Origin of the sequence: Neglectibacter sp. CSJ-5, from assembly GCF_032490475.1 — a bacterium.
In the GTDB taxonomy this organism is placed as follows: Bacteria; Bacillota; Clostridia; order Oscillospirales; family Acutalibacteraceae; genus Hominenteromicrobium; species Hominenteromicrobium mulieris.
Genome location: NZ_JAVYJC010000003.1, coordinates 59,554 through 76,421 on the forward strand (window position 1 = coordinate 59,554; position 16,868 = coordinate 76,421).

At 55.2% G+C, this 16,868-nt stretch carries 12 protein-coding genes and 1 other annotated feature; of the genes, 3 read left to right on the forward strand and 9 right to left on the reverse strand.

Annotated elements, in window-relative coordinates:
* Positions 1–327: 327 nt before the first annotated feature.
* The gene (locus R2K26_RS07060) at positions 328–1,818 is read right to left on the reverse strand and encodes a D-alanyl-D-alanine carboxypeptidase family protein (RefSeq protein WP_316519382.1); all 1,491 of its coding nucleotides are present in this window, start codon (positions 1,816–1,818) and stop codon (positions 328–330) included.
* Positions 1,819–1,950: 132 nt separating this feature from the next.
* On the opposite strand from R2K26_RS07060, the gene R2K26_RS07065 reads away from it, so the two are divergent.
* The 3 genes from R2K26_RS07065 (at position 1,951) to R2K26_RS07075 (ending at position 8,204) form a co-directional block, all read left to right on the forward strand.
* Positions 1,951–3,069 (forward strand): exonuclease SbcCD subunit D, encoded by a 1,119-nt coding sequence (locus tag R2K26_RS07065; RefSeq protein ID WP_316519383.1) that lies wholly within the window; start codon positions 1,951–1,953, stop codon positions 3,067–3,069.
* A complete protein-coding gene (locus tag R2K26_RS07070) occupies positions 3,066–5,789 on the forward strand; it encodes an SMC family ATPase (RefSeq protein WP_316519384.1) in 2,724 nt (907 codons plus the stop codon). Before R2K26_RS07065 ends, R2K26_RS07070 begins: the two co-directional genes overlap by 4 nt.
* 159 nt (positions 5,790–5,948) lie before the next feature.
* On the forward strand, positions 5,949–8,204 hold the full coding sequence (locus tag R2K26_RS07075) for a hydratase (RefSeq protein WP_316519631.1): 2,256 nt from the start codon (positions 5,949–5,951) through the stop codon (positions 8,202–8,204).
* 292 nt (positions 8,205–8,496) lie between these two features.
* Here the strand turns inward: R2K26_RS07075 and R2K26_RS07080 are convergent, their stop codons facing one another.
* The 8 genes from R2K26_RS07080 to rplK all read right to left on the reverse strand — a co-directional run bounded on the left by R2K26_RS07080 (position 8,497) and on the right by rplK (position 16,852).
* On the reverse strand, positions 8,497–9,522 hold the full coding sequence (locus R2K26_RS07080) for a hypothetical protein (protein WP_316519385.1): 1,026 nt from the start codon (positions 9,520–9,522) through the stop codon (positions 8,497–8,499).
* A gap of 124 nt (positions 9,523–9,646) precedes the next feature.
* A complete protein-coding gene (locus R2K26_RS07085) occupies positions 9,647–11,503 on the reverse strand; it encodes an ABC transporter ATP-binding protein (RefSeq protein WP_316519386.1) in 1,857 nt (618 codons plus the stop codon).
* On the reverse strand, positions 11,500–13,716 hold the full coding sequence (locus tag R2K26_RS07090; RefSeq protein WP_316519387.1) for an ABC transporter ATP-binding protein: 2,217 nt from the start codon (positions 13,714–13,716) through the stop codon (positions 11,500–11,502). Before R2K26_RS07090 ends, R2K26_RS07085 begins: the two co-directional genes overlap by 4 nt.
* Complete coding sequence (locus R2K26_RS07095) at positions 13,713–14,213, reverse strand: MarR family transcriptional regulator (protein WP_316519388.1); 501 nt, start codon at positions 14,211–14,213, stop codon at positions 13,713–13,715. The genes R2K26_RS07090 and R2K26_RS07095 overlap by 4 nt, the downstream gene beginning before the upstream one ends.
* A gap of 275 nt (positions 14,214–14,488) precedes the next feature.
* Positions 14,489–14,857, reverse strand: a complete 369-nt coding sequence (rplL, locus tag R2K26_RS07100) for a 50S ribosomal protein L7/L12 (RefSeq protein ID WP_176820374.1) — start codon at positions 14,855–14,857, stop codon at positions 14,489–14,491.
* A 45-nt stretch (positions 14,858–14,902) separates the two neighbouring features.
* Positions 14,903–15,406 (reverse strand): 50S ribosomal protein L10, encoded by a 504-nt coding sequence (gene rplJ, locus R2K26_RS07105; protein WP_176820373.1) that lies wholly within the window; start codon positions 15,404–15,406, stop codon positions 14,903–14,905.
* Between the two features lie 62 nt (positions 15,407–15,468).
* Positions 15,469–15,613, reverse strand: a sequence feature (ribosomal protein L10 leader region).
* Positions 15,614–15,665: 52 nt separating this feature from the next.
* On the reverse strand, positions 15,666–16,358 hold the full coding sequence (gene rplA, locus R2K26_RS07110) for a 50S ribosomal protein L1 (protein WP_176820372.1): 693 nt from the start codon (positions 16,356–16,358) through the stop codon (positions 15,666–15,668).
* Positions 16,359–16,426: 68 nt separating this feature from the next.
* Positions 16,427–16,852 carry a 50S ribosomal protein L11 gene (gene rplK / locus R2K26_RS07115; protein WP_176820371.1) on the reverse strand — a complete coding sequence of 142 codons (426 nt, stop codon included), beginning with the start codon at positions 16,850–16,852 and terminating at the stop codon, positions 16,427–16,429.
* Between the last annotated feature and the right edge of the window lie 16 nt (positions 16,853–16,868).

A 16,868-nucleotide genomic window follows, 5' to 3' on the forward strand; every position in this document is an offset into this window, starting at 1 on the left:
ACCGGGTTTCTCGACAAGCTGAACAACCTTCGGTTGTTGTGAAATGCCTGCGGGCGTGAGGAGATTTATTTCATTTCATATTGCGGCGAAGACGCAATATATCACAATGCACAGCACACTTGTGTGCGAAGCGTTATTTCACATTTTGCGTCAGCAAAATATTTCACTAAAAATAAACCGATGGCGACCGTCCAGCCCCGACCGAGCCGGCAGGTGAGAACGTAGGAGATTATGGTGAAATTTGCTTTACGGCAAGTGAATTGTTCGCTCCGTGAACGTTAAAACCCCGATTCCGCACATTAAACGGATCGGGGTTTTGTTCTGTACTTATAAATCTCTGTATTTCTTTACGCGGCGGACTTTTTTGTTTTTACGGTTCATCAGGATGGCAAGGATAGCATACGCGGCAGCCAAGACCAGCAAAATGGTGGCCGTAACGATAAACCACGTGGAGGTGAGCACCTCCTGCCCCTGCTGCAAAACCTGCACGATCTCGCTGCGCTCCACGCTTTCCGCGGCGACGAGCGCAACGGTGGAAAGCTCCGTGCCGTTATAATAGAACGTGGCGGTACCGACGTAATCGCCCTTTTTGATGGGCGCTTTCACGCTTTCGGGCAGATCGAGCTTTGTGGTGATGGCGCCGCTTTCCAAACTGCTCGGCAGTGTTGCGGTGAGATTGCCCTGCGCCAGCACCTGCAGGCGGTCTTTGCCCCACGCGTATTTGAGGCTCACCTCGCCGAGAAGCTCGCCGTCCGTAACGAGCGTTTTGTTTTCGATATTCAAAAATGCCCAGCGGAACAGCGTCGCAGCATCGTACATTTCGCCGTGATAATCGATATGGTTGCCCTCGCTGTCGATATACGGGCTGCCCATGCAAACGACAAGGTAACTGTACCCGTCATACGTAGCCGTGGCGGAAATGCAGTAGCCGGATTCATTCAAGGAGCCGGTCTTTACGCCGGTGGCATAGGTGTAATACTCATCGTCATAGCTCAAAAGCATGCGGTTCGTCGTGGTGACGGTGCGTTCCTCGCTTGTCATGTTCGTCGGCGGCTGCGTGTAATACGTCTGCGAGGTGACGTCCGTAAAATACGGCATTGTCAGCGCATACTCCGTAATGGTCGCCATCTCACGCGCGGTGGTGTAGTGGTTTTCATCATACAGGCCGTGCGGGTTTACAAAATGCGTGTTCGTGCAGCCGAGCTCCGCGGCCTTCTTGTTCATCAGCTCCACACAGCTCATTTTGCCGTCACCGTTTTCGTCATACTGCGGGTCGTCGGCCGTGATATTCAAAGAATCCACATATTTTGCAAGCGTCAGCGCGGCATCATTGCCGGATGGCACCATCATCAGGTTCAAAAGCTCATAGATGGTAAAGCTTTCGCCCGTTTGAATTTCCGCCAAAGACGAGCCCGTGCCCTCAAGCTCCTCGGCAACGCTTTCCGGCACCGTAGTGCGCGTGTTTTGCAGGTCGCTGACCGTTTCCGCCGTGACGATATACGTCATGATCTTCGTCATGGAAGCCATGGGGCGGCGCTCGTCCGGATTATATGTATAGACAACGGTATCGGTGTCGAGGCTCACCATATAGATAGAAGCGCTGTTCGGGTCTGTGAGCTTATCGCACGGAAAGCCCATTTCGCTGCTTTTGGCCACGACCGTGTTTGTCGTTGTGTCGGTTTCCGAGGTCGAGGTATCGGAAGCTGTGGAATTTTCGCTCGCGGTGCTTTCGGCTGTATCGGCCAAAACGCCGGTCGTCAAAACGGAAAGCGACAGCAAAACGCTTGCGCATATCGATAAAAATTTATGTTTTCTCACTGTTTATCCTCCAACGGACATGATATAATACTGTTAACTATTTTATTATTATAGCACGGTTTGACACCCCTGAAAAGGTGCTCGCCGGCAAATTCAGAAAAAAGTCAGATTAAAAATTTGAAAGGAGACGCTATGCAGCTTTTACATATTGCAGACCTGCACTTCGGCAGGCTTTTGTACGGTCGCAGCTTAATGGATGACCAGCGGCATTTTGTGCGGCAGTCGCTTTTGCCTGCGCTGGATGAATATAAGCCCGATGCGCTGCTCATTGCGGGCGATCTGTACGACCGGCAGATTGCCTCGGTCGATGCGATTCATTTATTCGACGAGCTCATCGATGCGCTGTGCGAACGGAGCATCCCCGCCGTCATCATTTCCGGCAACCACGACAGCCCGGACCGCATTGCGGTGGGCAAAAACCTGCTTGCGCGGCACGGCATCCATATCATCACGGAGCTTAAAGACGCGTTTACGCCGGTCGAGATCGGCAACATACAGATTTTCCCGCTGCCGTACTTTGAAAACGCCCAGATGCGCGATTTTTTAGGCGATGAAACGCTGCGCGGCGCGGGGGCCTGCATGCGCGCGGCGGTAGAAAAAATGGAGAAAGCGTTTGACCCCGCGAAAAAGCACGTTTTGGTCGCGCACTGCTTTGCGGCGGGGGCCTCCACCTCCGATTCCGAAAGCCGCCTTTTCGTCGGCGGCGCGGGCGATGTGCCGACAGATGTCTTCTCCCCGTTTGACTATGCGGCGCTCGGGCACCTGCACGCGGCGCAAAGGGCAGGCGACACGGCGCGCTACGCGGGCTCACCGCTCAAATATTCCGTAGACGAAGCGCACCAGAAAAAAAGCATGACGCTCGTCACGCTCGGCGACACGGTGGAAACAATGTGCATTCCCGTAACCCCTCTGCACGACGTAAAGCGCATAGAGGGTACGTTTGCGGCGCTGCTCGAAAACGGGCAGGCAGCGCCCAATGAAGACTATGTGGAAATTCTGCTCACCGACGACGAGCCGGTTTTCCGCCCGGCCGACCGCCTGCGCCCCTATTACCCGAATGTACTCGGCGTGCGCAGCACGTGGTTTTTAAAGCAGCACGCAGGCACGCAGGCGGAAGCCGATCTGCACAGCCGAAGCCGCGCGGAGCTTTTCCGCGGCTTTTTAAAGGAGGTCTGCGGTGAGGAAGCGCAGCCGGAGGACGAAGCGCTGCTTGCGGAAATTCTAAAGGAACTGGAGGGCGATGCAACGTGAGACCGATCCGTTTGGAGCTTTCGGCGTTTGGGCCGTATCTGGAGCACACCGTCATTGATTTTGAAAAGCTGAACGAAGCGGGGCTGTTCCTCATCACCGGACAGACGGGCGGCGGCAAAACGACGCTGCTCGACGCCATGAGCATCGCGCTCTTTTATAAATCGACGGGCGGGCGGCGCACGTTTCAAGATATGCGCTGCCTTGCCGCCGCAGACAGCGACCGCACCGAGGTCGTCTATCATTTTGCGCTCGGCGAAGACGAATATTGCTTCCGCCGCGCGCTGTACCGCCGCAAAAAGCGCGGCAGCGACGATTTTATCACCGAGGAAGAAAACGAGTGTAAGCGCCGCACGGCAGACGGCTGGGCGCTTGCCGCTTCGGGTGCGGCGCGCAATGTGACAGGCTACGCGGAAAATCTGCTTTCCCTCACCGCCGAGCAATTTTCGCAGGTCATCGTGCTGCCGCAGGGCAAATTCATGCAGCTTCTGCGCGCGAATTCCACCGAAAAAGCAGCCATTTTAAAAACGCTTTTCTCCTGCGAGCTATGGGAGCGCATTGCGATGAAATTTACGGAGCGGCAAAAAAAGCTGTACGCAAAGCGCGAAACGTGCGAGACAAAACTGAAATCGCTGCTCGAAAAGCATGGCGCGGAGACCGCCGAGGCGCTCGCCGTGCAAACGGAAGCGCTTCGATCAGAATGCACACGGACCGAAAAAGCGCTCGCCGCCGCGAAAGAAGCACTGACTCTCGCACAAAAGCAATACACCCGTGCACTGCAATTTGAGCAGTGCCAAAAAGCCGAGACCGATGCCGAAGCGCAGCTGAAAACCGCCGAAACGCGGGCAGCTTCCGCCAAAGCGCAGTATACGCGCGCCGAGCAGAACCGCGCGGGACTTACAAAGCTGACCGCCGAAAAGGACACGCTTTTAAAACGAAGCGAACAGCTGCGCGCAGAGCAGGAACGCAGCCTGCAAAAGGAGCAGCTTTTAAAAGAACTGCGCGCCGAGGAGGAGCGCGAACGCGCCGTGCAGAAGCAAGCAGAGGACGACCGCCAAAAGCTGCCGGAGGTACTGCGGCGCATCGCGGTAGGCGAAGCATTCACCGAAAAGGCCGATGCCGCAAAAGACCGGCTCGCGTCGCTCTTACAGACGCAGACCATCTTAAGCGAACAGCTTGCCGCGCTGAAAACGCGCAGTGACGCCGCCAAAGCCGAAGCGCAGTGCAAAAAATTGTGGGGAGCTGCCGAAGACGCGGCGCGCACCGCGCGTCTGACCGTCGTGGGGCAGGATAAGCTGCTCTCGGCGGCAGAAGCCAAATGGAACCAGAACAGCGCCGCCGCGCTCGCCACAGGGCTCACGGACGGCACGCCCTGCCCCGTTTGCGGCGCGGTGCACCACCCCGTGCTCGCCGTGCCGTGCGCAGGTGAGACGACAAAAGAAGAACTTGATGCGCTGCGCAAAAAGCTTGAAGACCTGCGGCAGGAGCAAAGCCGCGCCGAGCAGACGGCCGCCGCCGCAAAAGCGCGGCACGAGGTCGCTTTCGCGCAGCTAAACGTTGCAAACGATGCCGCAAAAAGCATCACAGAAAGTGAAGAGGTGCTTACCGCGACCTACATTACGGCGCAAACGGCGCTCAACGAAGCGCAAAAGCTTGCAGCGCAGGCACCGGCCGCACACAAGAAACTTGAGACACTCAAAGCGGAACGTGAAGCGCTTATGCAGGTCGAAAGCCGCCACAACGCCGCGCTTGCCGCTTGCCGCGCCGCTTTAGAAGAAAAGCGCCGCCAATTAAGCGCCATGGACGCCGTGCGCGATGCGGCGCAAATCACCTTGGAGATGGCCGAAATCCAAAAGCGCATTCGCGTGCTTGAGCAGGAGACCGCAGCGCTTGATGAAGCGTTCCACGCCGCGGAAAACGCGCTTTCTGCCGCAAACGAGGCCGTAAAAGCTGCCGCACAGCAGATGTTCGCCGCAAAGGAAGCGAAAAATGCCCTCGGCGCAGCGCCGGAAAAGGACCTCCCGCAAAGCAAAGCGGAGCTGGACGCGAAAAGCACCGAAACGCAGACGCTTTCCGTGCAGCTTGGGCGCTTTGGCTCCGACCTGCGCACCATTGCGGAAAGCGCCGCCGCCGTGCAGCAATACACGGAGGAAGCCGCCGCGCTCGACGTACAGTACAGCCGCGCAGCAAAGCTTGCGGGGTACGTGACCGGCCGCAGCAACGCCTTGCGCGTGCCGCTTTTGCAGTACGTACTCGGCATGATGCTTGATGAAACCATTCAGAGCGCAAACCGCTTTTTCTCCGTTTTAAGCCGCGGGCGCTACGCTTTGCAGCACAAGCAGGGCAAAAGCGGCGCGGGCTACGGCGGGCTTGACATTGAGGTTTTGGACGGCATGAGCGGCACGTGCCGCTCCGTAGAGACACTTTCGGGCGGCGAGCAGTTTTTGGCATCACTTTCCCTTGCGTTCGGGCTTTCGGACGTCGTGCAGAGCTACTCGGGCGCGGTGCGGCTTGATTCCATTTTCATCGACGAGGGCTTCGGCTCGCTCGATACCGACACACTCGATACCGCCATGCGTGCGCTCGAGAGCATCCGCCAAAGCGGGCGCGTCGTCGGTATCATCTCTCACGTTTCGGAACTGCAAAGCCGCATCCCGACGATGATCCGCATTTGGAAGACCGCTTCGGGCTCCGCCGCAGCAAAAGTCATCGCGGAAGACTGAACCGTTTTTGAACAAAATGAAAAAGCTGAAATGCAAATTGCAAATCCGCCTTTATTATGCTATACTGAAAGCAACTAAGCGCAGGATTTTCTGCGCGGCCATGCAATGCTAAAAGAAAGGATCGCTTCCGGGCTCCTTCGGAAGCTTCGGTGAATGAATATGGTAAAGCTTTATGACGGCGGCGTTTACCTTGTGAACGGCACAGAGATCGTGCCGGAAGCCGCTGCACCCGAGACCTACCAAAAAGACACGGCAAAACAGGGTACCATTGCCTATTCCATTTTAAAAGCACACAACACCGCAGAGGATATGCAGAACCTGCGCTTAAAATTTGATGCGCTCGCCTCGCACGACATCACGTTCGTCGGCATCATTCAGACGGCGCGCGCCTCCGGCATGGAGAAGTTCCCCATCCCCTACGTGCTCACAAACTGCCACAACAGCTTGTGCGCCGTGGGCGGCACCATCAACGAGGACGACCACGTGTTCGGCCTTTCCGCCGCGCGCAAATACGGCGGCATTTATGTGCCGCCCCACATGGCGGTCATTCACCAGTACATGCGCGAGGCCATGGCGGGCTGCGGCAAAATGATTCTCGGCTCCGATTCCCACACGCGCTACGGCGCGCTCGGCACCATGGCTATCGGCGAAGGCGGCGGCGAGCTCGTCAAGCAGCTGCTCGAAAACACGTACGATGTCGCGTATCCCGGCGTTGTGGCGGTGTACCTCACCGGCAAGCCGCGCCCGGGCGTGGGCCCGCAGGACATCGCGCTTGCCATCATCGGCGCGGTGTTTAAAAACGGCTACGTAAAAAACAAGGTCATGGAGTTCGTCGGCCCCGGCATCAAGAGCATGACGACCGATTACCGCAACGGCGTGGACGTCATGACGACCGAGACCACATGTCTCACCTCCGTCTGGTGCACAGACGACGACACGAAGGCGTACCTTGCAAAGCACGGCCGCGCGGACGATTACCGCGAGTTAAAGCCGGCCGACGTGACATACTACGACGGCTTGGTCTATGTAGACCTTTCCACTGTAAAGCCGATGATCGCGCTGCCATTCCACCCGAGCAATGCGTTTGAGATTGACGAGCTGAACGCGAATCTCGGCGACATCCTGCGCGAGGTAGAAAAGGAAGCCGCGCGCTTGACGGAAGGCAAGGATATCGAATTCAGTCTGACGGATAAGATCACCCCAAAGGGCTTGCAGGTGCAGCAGGGCATCATTGCGGGCTGCGCGGGCGGCACATATACGAACGTCATGGCAGCAGCGCACATCTTAAAGGGCGCGCAGTGCGGTCAGGGCGAATTCACACTGGACGTCTACCCGTCCTCACAGCCGGTGTTTATGGACCTGCTCGCAAAGGGTGCCATTTCCGACCTCATGGCGACGGGCGCCATCGTGAAGACCGCATTCTGCGGCCCGTGCTTCGGCGCAGGTGATACACCGGCGAATAACGCGCTGAGCATCCGCCACGCCACACGCAACTTCCCGAACCGCGAAGGCTCCAAGCCGGGCGCAGGCCAACTGAGCGCCGTCGCACTCATGGACGCACGTTCTATCGCGGCAACGGCGGCAAACGGCGGCATTTTGACCTCCGCCGAAAAGTACGCGGACGACTACGAGGCACCGGAATACAATTACGATGATTCCTCCTACCGCGCCCGCATTTACAACGGCTTCGGCAAGGCAGAGCCGGAGGATAAGCTCATCTACGGCCCGAACATCAAGGATTGGCCGGAGCAGGAGGCACTTGCGCAGAACATTCTGCTGCGCGTCTGCTCGAAGATCATGGATAAGGTCACAACGACCGACGAATTGATCCCGTCCGGCGAAACGTCTTCGTACCGCTCTAACCCACTGGGGCTTGCGGAGTTCACACTCTCCCGCCGCGACCCCGGTTACGTGCAGCGTGCAAAGGATGTCCGTGCACTCGAAAAAACGAGACTTGCGGGCGAAGCACAAAGCGATGAAGCTCTGAAAAGCGCACTCGGGAAAGTGAAAAACATCCTGCCCGACGTCGATGAAAAGACAATCGAAATCGGCAGTGTCATTTACTGCGTGAAGCCCGGTGACGGCTCCGCGCGCGAGCAGGCGGCAAGCTGCCAGCGTGTCTTGGGCGGCCTTGCGAATATCTGCTCCGAGTATGCCACCAAGCGCTACCGCTCCAACGTGATGAACTGGGGCATGCTGCCGTTCCAGATGAAGAAGGAACCCGCCTTCGAGATCGGTGATTATATCCTCGTCCCGAACGTTTTGGATGCCATGGACGGCGATATGCAGAGCATTAAAGCGTATGTGCTCGGCGATGAAGTAAAGGAGATCGAGCTTTACATTGCCCCGATGACGGAAGACGAAAAGAAAATCGTCAAAGCCGGCTGCCTCATCAATTTTAACCGCAAGAATTAAAGTAAAGCATAAGAAAACGGCGAGTCCTGTTCAGGATTTCGCCGTTTTTTCGTCTTATGAACCTCAAAGTTTTGCTCAAGCTTTTTCAAGAAGCTTAAACCGAACGCACACGTTCGGTTACAGAATCCAAGGGCAAAGCCCTTGGTCGACTTCCGCAGAAGTCGAAATACCTTTTGCCTCCCCAAAGACTAGGAAGGTAGGTTCAAACGTCCGGGGGACGTTTGAACCGTAGGGAACTCAGTCGTATGGGTTCCCAAAAAGGCGGCATGCCGCCCTTTTGCTATACACCGCCTTATTGCTTGCTTTCAAAAAATGCAATAAACCGGTTCCAGTCCTCACGGCTGAAATAGTGCAGACCGGGACGGCGGTGATAGCCGATGCGGCCCGCGTACAGGTTAAAATCGTAGTCTTCTGACGTTTCTTCATAGGGAAACGCCTCCTTGTCCCCCGCTGCCGCCGCATAGCAGCTCAAAAGCTCGGACGCGGGGTCTGCCCAGTCGTCGCCCGCCGCAGACGCCACGTATACATAGCGCGGCGCAATGCTCGCGAGCAAGTAGTGCTGGTCAAACGGCAGCGCGTCCGTTTTGCCGACATACTGCCCGAACGATTCGCTGAACCAGAACGGAAACTGCCTATAAATATCGTCAAGCTGCTCGCCTTTTTTGCCGCGGAACAGCGCCGCACCGGCACAGCCGGAATCGTTCGAGTAGCCAAACGCGAAGCGGGTATCCAGCGCAGCAGTGAGCAGTGCCGTTTTGCCGAGGCGCGAATGCCCGCACACAACGGACTTTGCGCAGTCCAACCGCTCGTCGTGCTCGGCGTAATCCATGCAGCGCATCGCCGCCCACGCCCACAGTGCGATTTTACCCGCGTCATGCGGCGCGCGTTTTCCGTTTTCATACAGAACACCCGCAAGGCCGGAGGTGAAGTCGCCGTCGTCGCGCGTCACATCCTCATAGCCGAACGAAAGCACCGCAAAGCCGTTGTCAATGAGCTCCTCCGTCGGCATGTAGCGGTCCGGCACATCGCTTCTGAAGTTGATGTGGACAAAAAACGGGTGCGGCCCCTCTGCGGTCGGCACAGCCAAATACACCGGGAACGCAAAATCTTTGCCGTTTACCACAACGCGAAACGTCAGCTTTTCCAGCGTCGCCTTGCCCGCGCAGAAATTATCCGCAACGCCGGGCTCCGCTTCCCAAACGAACGATTCCGGCGCCTTCGGCAAGCAGCCGTATTCCTCCCGCTGCAAAAGCTCCAGCATCTCCGTGCGCGATTTCAAACTCGGCACATTCCTCTTTTTCAGTTCATTCATAAACATACAAACGCCCCCTTTATGCGGTTATTGTAGCCGTCCTTTTAGGCGTTTGTCAATCTTCAAAACCACCAAAAAAGCTGCCCTCTCTTTGTCAGAGAAGACAGCTTCGTTTTGTTTTACAGGCGTTTTACGCGCTTTCCTCTGCGTGCTCGAACTGGCTGTTGTAGAGGTTTGCATAGAAGCCGTTTTTTGCGAGCAATTCTTCATGCGTGCCCTGTTCCACGATGTCGCCGTCCTTCATGCAGAGGATGAGGTCAGCGTTGCGAATCGTCGAGAGGCGGTGCGCGATGATAAAGCTTGTACGGCCGCGCATCAGGTTATCCATCGCAGTCTGGATGGAAAGCTCGGTGCGCGTATCGACGGAGCTTGTCGCTTCGTCAAGGATCATGATGCGGCTGTCAGACAAAATCGCACGGGCGATGGTGAGCAGCTGCTTTTGTCCCTGCGAGACATTCGTCGCTTCTTCATTGAGGATCGTGTTGTAGCCGTCCGGCAACGTGCGCACGAAGTGGTCAACCTGCGCCGCTTTTGCCGCCTTGATGACCTCCTCGTCCGTCGCGTCCAAGCGGCCGTAGCGGATGTTTTCCATGATGGTGCCGCTGTAAAGCCACGTGTCCTGCAGAACCATACCGAATTCTTTTCTGAGGTCGCCACGGGCAAACTCCGTGATGTCCTTGCCGTCAAGGTAGATCCTGCCGGATTTAAGGTCGTGGAAGCGCATGAGAAGCTTTACCATGGTCGTTTTGCCTGCACCCGTCGGGCCGACAATAGCAATCTTCTGGCCCGCTTTCACATCGGCGGAGAAATCGTGGATGACAGTCTCGTCGGTGTCTTCGTAACCGAAGCAAACGTGGTCAAAGCGAATGTCGCCGCGGATATTGCTGTTTTCCACGGTGTATTTCGGTGTTTTTTCGACGATCTCGGGCTCATCAAGGAAATTGAAAATGCGCTCTGCCGCCGCCATGGTGCGCTGCACCTGACTTGAGATGCTTGCCATCTGGGTGATGGGCTGCGTGAAACTGCGCAGATACTGGATGAACGCCTGAATGCCGCCGATAGTCATGCTACCGCCTGCCGCCATAGATGCGCCCAAAATGCACACCACAACGTAGCCGAGATTGCCCACAAAGCCCATGATCGGCTGCATCAGGCCGGAGAGGAACTCCGACTTCCAGCCCGCGTTATAGAGCTTTTCGTTTTCGCACTCGAATTTCTCCATGGAGCGCGCTTCGCCGTTAAACGCCTTCACGACGACGTGCCCGCCGTACATTTCTTCCACGTGGCCGTTCACCGCGCCGAGGTATTCCTGCTGGCCGACGAAATATTTCTGCGAGGATTTCACGATGCGTCCGACAAGCAGCAACGAAATCGGGACAATGCACAGTGCGACAAGCGTCAACTGCCAGCTGATGGAAAGCATCATAATAAGCACGCCGATGATGGAGCACACAGACGTGATAAGCTGCGTGATACTCTGGTTAAGACTCTGGCTGAGCGTATCAACATCGTTCGTGATGCGGGAAAGCACGTCACCCTGACTCGTTTTGTGAAAATACGAGACGGGCAGGCGGTCAATCTTCTCCATAATGGCGCGGCGCATGTTGTACGAGACCTTCGCCGAAACGCCGGACATCGTAAATCCCTGAATGTAGGAGAACAGCGCGCTCAACGCATATAACCCTACAAGGAACAGTAAAACTTTCGCGATATAGCCAAAGTCAATGCCCTCCGCAGCGCCGGTGATGATGCGCATCAAGCCGGCCGTCAGCTCATCGGTCGCTTTTGCAAGGATCTTCGGGCCGACGATCGTGAACACGGTGGAAAGCGCCGCGAAAATGACAACAATGAGAATTTTGAATTTAAACGGGGAAAGATACGAAATAAGCTTTTTAAAGCTGCCTTTGAAGTCCTTGGCTTTTTCGGTGGGCATCATACCTCTGCCGGGCCCGTGCGGACGCGGTGCGTTTCTTTTCGGTTCGCTCATGCCAATTCCTCCTTTGAAAGCTGACTTTCCGCAATCTCGCGGTATTCCGGGCACGTTTTCAAAAGCTCTTTGTGCGTGCCCTTGCCGACGATTTTGCCTTCATCCAGCACTATGATCTGCTCGGCGTTCATGATGGTGGAAACGCGCTGCGCGACGATGAGCACGACAGCATTTTCCGTGTATTTCGTCAGCGCACGGCGCAGCTTTGCATCCGTTTTGAAATCGAGCGCGGAGAAGCTATCATCGAAAATATACACCGGCGCTTTTTTCACGAGCGCACGGGCAATGGCAAGGCGCTGCTTCTGGCCGCCGGAAACGTTGCTGCCGCCCTGCGCGATGGAGCTTTCCACGCCGTTCGGCAATTCGCTGACAAATTCCGTCGCCTGTGCGCAGTCGAGCGCTGCCAGCACCTCGTTCACATCGGCATCTTCCTTGCCGTACTTGATGTTGGAATCGATTGTGCCGGAGAACAGCACGGCCTTCTGCGGCACGTAGCCGATGTTATCGCGCAGTTCCTTTTGCGAAAGCGTGCGGATATCCTTGCCGTTCAGGTAAACTGCGCCGCCGGTGACGTCGTAAAAACGCGGGATGAGGTTGATGAGCGTCGATTTTCCCGCACCCGTCGCGCCGATAAACGCCGTCGTTTGGCCGGGCTTTGCGGTAAACGAAATGTGGCTCAAGGTATCTTCCTCGGCGTTGCCATAGCGGAAGGAAACGTCGTCAAAACGCAGCTCACCGCTTTCATTACCGAGTGTAACCGGGTTTTCCGGCTCTTTAATGGAAAGCTCCGTCGTCAGCACCTCCTGCACACGGTCTGCGGAAACCATGGCGCGCGGCACCATAATGAAGATCATCGCAATCATCAGGAACGACATGATGATCTGCATTGTGTACTGGATATACGCCATCATGTCGCCTACCTGCATGGTGGATTCCGCAATGGCGTGCCCACCCACCCACATAATGAGCAGCGTGACAAGATTCATGATGAGCATCATGATCGGCATTGTAATGCTCATCACGCGCTGGGTAAAGCGGTTTGTGCGGGTGAGGTCTTCATTCGCCTTATCAAAGCGCGCCTCCTCGAATTTCTCATTCGTAAACGCGCGTACCACGAGCATGCCGCTCAAATTCTCGCGGCTGACGAGGTTTAATCTGTCCGTCAAACGCTGCAAGCTCTTGAATTTCGGCATTGCAACGTTTAAAAGTACGACGACAAGCCCCAGTAAAACGATGACCGCGAGCGCGATGATCCAGCTTAACGAAACGCTTTTTTGCAGCGCGAAAATAATGCCGCCCACGCCCATGATCGGCGCGTAGCACATCAAACGCAGACCTATGGAAATAAGCATCTGCACCTGCGTCACGTCGTTCGTCGTGCGCGTGATGAGCGAGGCGGTGGAAAATTTATCGAACTCCGTGTTGGAGAAGCTTTCCACCTTGCGGAACACATCGCTGCGCATCTGCTTTGCCACGCCGGACGAAATGCGCGACGCGAAGAAGCCGACGAGCACCGCCGCCAGCACGCCGAGCAGCGCAATGCCGAGCATCTCGAGACCCTTCATCACAATGTAGTGCATCTGCTTCGCGTCCAAATCGACGCCGAGTTCCTTATAGAACAGCTTTGTAAACGTCGCGCCCACCTGCGAGCCAATCATCGACTGCGCGCTTTCGGCTGAATCGATCGCTTCGCTGAACGTCTCTTTCGGCATCTGCTGTAACATGGGGATAACAGCATAAAGCTGACGCATATCCATGTCCTGCACGCCGCTTTCGGTGTCCACCGCCCGGCCGGTCTGCGCGCCGTAATCCTTCAGAAATGTCATGAACGCATACGCCGCTTTACCGTAGGCATCGCCTACCGCCTGCACGTCTGCATCTTCGCTTAAAGCGACCGCATCAATGTCCTTGATATTCTCGTAGGTTTTCGCAAGCTTCGTCTCTTCATCGCTGCCGTGCTCCACGGGCGTGTAGGCGTTTTTGAACGTCCCCGCCTCCGCGTCGTTCATAAACAGCGTAAATAAGTCAACGGCCTGTTGGTTCAAAACCGCAGGTGCAGCCTCATCCACGCCGCCAAGCTGAATGCCGGTGTTCACAATGTCGCTCATCAGGTTCGGTAATGTCAAGTCACACATCGCCTGCCCGAAAAGCAGCAAAATGCACGCCAGCACCAGCGCCGCAAACGGCTTTAGGTACGTTTTCAGCAATTTCATTCGGTTTTCTCCTTTCTCATCTCCGGGTATCTGCCTGTCTCGGTAAAGTTTTCAAGGTTTCGCCGCATTTGCTCTATGACGCGGTGGAAGACCTGCATGTCTTCCGGGCTGATACCGGCGCACATTTTTTCATAATATTCATGCTTCAGCTCTCTGCACCGCTTAACAGCCGGCTCGGCCTTCGGCAACAAAACCAAATGTACCATGCGACGGTCGTTTTGGTCAGGTTTTGTTTCAATCCATCCGCCGCGCACAAGGTGATCTACCGCCTTACTCATCAATGAGCGCGAAACACCCATGCGCCGCGCAATGCGCCCGGCCGTATCGACCTTTGTTGTGGAAAGGCACATGATCACACCGGATTCCACCGCGGAAAGGTCTTCATCCGCCAGCACCTTGCGCAGCTCCGTATTGATGATGCGCGCGATCTGCGTTAAGTGCTCCGCAAGCCCGTCGTGAAACGGCACGGCCGTACACGCTTGCTCGTCTCGCTTCATTCCTCGCACCTCCTGTTGCTTACTGCTGAACATCGCCAAAAGTTCTTAACGATGTCCATTCCCGGAAACAGTTTAAAACTAAATTGTTCATTTTTGAACTGTTAAGGAATGAACATATTATAAACCGATAAAAACAAAAAAGCAATGACTATTTTGTGAACAAAGATGCCAAATTATATTTCAGAAAACCATATAACCGAAAATAAAAAAAGACCCGCAAACACAGCGAACTGCATTTGCGGATCTTGAATTAGGCAATTATAAGGTGAAGTAAATTACTTCAGTTCGACCTCAGCGCCGGCCTCGGTGAGCTTCGTCTTAAGAGCCTCAGCGTCGTCCTTGGAAACGCCTTCCTTAATGGTCTTCGGAGCCTCGTCAACCATAGCCTTAGCTTCCTTCAGGCCCAGGCCGGTAGCTTCCTTAACAACCTTGATAACGTTGATCTTGTTTGCGCCAGCAGACTTCAGAACAACGTCGAACTCGGTCTTCTCTTCAGCAGCCGGAGCAGCAGCGCCAGCGCCAGCGACCATAACCGGAGCAGCAGCGGAAACGCCGAACTCCTCTTCGATAGCCTTGACCAGCTCGTTGAGCTCGAGAACGGTCATGGACTTGATTTCTTCAACAAACTTTGCGATATCAGCCATTGTAATATCCTCCTAAAATTTTGAATTGAAAATTATCCTGCAAACTTATGCAGTTTCCTGAGCCTTTGCAACTTCACTAAGTGCAATAGCAAGACCACGCGGGCCGGATACGAGAACGCTAAGCAGCATCTGAACAAGACCTTCCTTGCTCGGGAGATCTGCGATTGCAGCGATCTCTGCCGGAGACATGACCTTACCGTCCATGTAGCCGGACTTAATCACGAACTTACCGTCGGAATCCTTTGCAAACTTGTTCAGGATTCTTGCCGGAGCGATCTGATCCTCGTGGGAAACAGCCAGAGCGGTTGTGCCTTCGAGAACCTCGGACATACCCTCGATCTCGGTGCCTTCGATAGCACGCTTGAGAAGAGTATTCTTAACGACAGTGTACTCAACGCCGGCTTCACGCAGTTCCTTACGGAGCTTTGTGTCGGCCTCTGCAGTGATACCCTTGTAGTCTACGACAACACCGGATACGCTGTTAGCGACCTTATCCTTCAGCTGAGCAACAATTGCCTGCTTTGTTTCCAAAACGCTTTTACTGGGCAAAATATTCACCTCGCCTTTCAGTTATGATTTGGAAAAGCGCCAAAATGAACGATTTTCCTCGGTGCGAAAACTAAAAATGCCTTCCCACTTACCGCAGGAAGGCATAAAAAGTACAAAGTAACTTTTCCGCTCCCTCGGCAGGCGGCAAAACCTTTCAGCCCGGAAAACCGGTGCACCTGCTGTCTTAGGTAAACAGCTTTGTAATTATAGCATGGCAGAAGAACTCTGTCAAGCCTTAAATTTAAGATTCAGACGAATCTTAGCCAACCTTGTTCGGGTTGATCTTCACGCCCGGGCCCATCGTTGCAGCAACAACGCAGGAACGGATGTACTGACCCTTTGCAGCAGCCGGCTTTGCCTTGTTGATGGCTTCCAGCAGCGTGTTGAAGTTTTCCGTCAGCTTCTCTGTGCCGAAGGAAATCTTGCCGATCGGGCAGTGGATGATGTTGGTCTTGTCGAGACGATACTCGATCTTACCGGCCTTCGCTTCGGTGATTGCACGTGCAATGTCCGGAGCAACGGTGCCGGCCTTCGGGTTCGGCATGAGGCCGCGCGGGCCAAGGATCTTACCGAGACGGCCAACCATACCCATCATATCCGGGGTCGTGATGAGGACGTCAAAATCCATCCAGCCTTCGGACTGGATCTTCTGGATCATATCATTGCCGCCGACGAATTCAGCACCGGCTGCACGAGCCTCGTCTTCTTTCTCCGGCTTGCAGATTGCGAGCACGCGGACGGTCTTGCCCGTGCCGTGCGGCAGGACGATAGCACCGCGGACCTGCTGGTCTGCATGACGGCCGTCAACGCCCAGCTTTACGTGGACTTCAACGGTTTCGTCGAACTTTGCTGTACCAGTCTTGACACAGAGGTCAAGCGCTTCCTGCGTATCATAAAGGCGGCTGCGCTCGATGAGCTTTGCGCCATCGACATACTTTTTACCGTGTTTCATTCATGTTCCTCCTAAAGTGGTAGATATCGGATTCTCAGAGAGTTTCCTCCCACCCGGGTAAAATCAAATCAATCGACTACTTCGATGCCCATGCTGCGTGCAGTACCGGCGATCATGCTCATAGCACTCTCGATGGATGCAGCGTTGAGATCAGGCATTTTCTGCTCGGCGATCTTCTTTACCTGCTCGCGGGTAATCTTTGCGACCTTTGTCTTGTTCGGTGTGCCCGAAGCTGTTTCGATGCCGCAAGCCTTCTTAATAAGAACTGCTGCAGGCGGCGTCTTTGTTACAAAGGTAAAGGAACGGTCTGCGTATACTGTGATGACGACCGGGATGATAAGACCAGCGTCGCCCTTGGTGCGCTCGTTAAATTCCTTTGTAAATGCCATGATGTTAACACCGTGCTGACCGAGAGCCGGACCAACCGGTGGTGCCGGGGTAGCTTTACCGGCAGGTATCTGGAGCTTAATAAAGCCCGTAACCTTCTGAGCCATTTGTTTGCACCTCCAA

Coding starts and splice junctions, on each gene's coding strand:
- R2K26_RS07065 (WP_316519383.1), top strand. CDS start 1,951: ATGCAGCTTTTACATATTGCAGACCTGCACTTCGGCAGGCTTTTGTAC.
- R2K26_RS07075 (WP_316519631.1), top strand. CDS start 5,949: ATGGTAAAGCTTTATGACGGCGGCGTTTACCTTGTGAACGGCACAGAG.
- R2K26_RS07080 (WP_316519385.1), bottom strand. CDS start 9,522: ATGTTTATGAATGAACTGAAAAAGAGGAATGTGCCGAGTTTGAAATCG.
- R2K26_RS07085 (WP_316519386.1), bottom strand. CDS start 11,503: ATGAGCGAACCGAAAAGAAACGCACCGCGTCCGCACGGGCCCGGCAGA.
- R2K26_RS07090 (WP_316519387.1), bottom strand. CDS start 13,716: ATGAAATTGCTGAAAACGTACCTAAAGCCGTTTGCGGCGCTGGTGCTG.
- R2K26_RS07095 (WP_316519388.1), bottom strand. CDS start 14,213: ATGAAGCGAGACGAGCAAGCGTGTACGGCCGTGCCGTTTCACGACGGG.
- rplL (WP_176820374.1), bottom strand. CDS start 14,857: ATGGCTGATATCGCAAAGTTTGTTGAAGAAATCAAGTCCATGACCGTT.
- rplA (WP_176820372.1), bottom strand. CDS start 16,358: ATGAAACACGGTAAAAAGTATGTCGATGGCGCAAAGCTCATCGAGCGC.
- rplK (WP_176820371.1), bottom strand. CDS start 16,852: ATGGCTCAGAAGGTTACGGGCTTTATTAAGCTCCAGATACCTGCCGGT.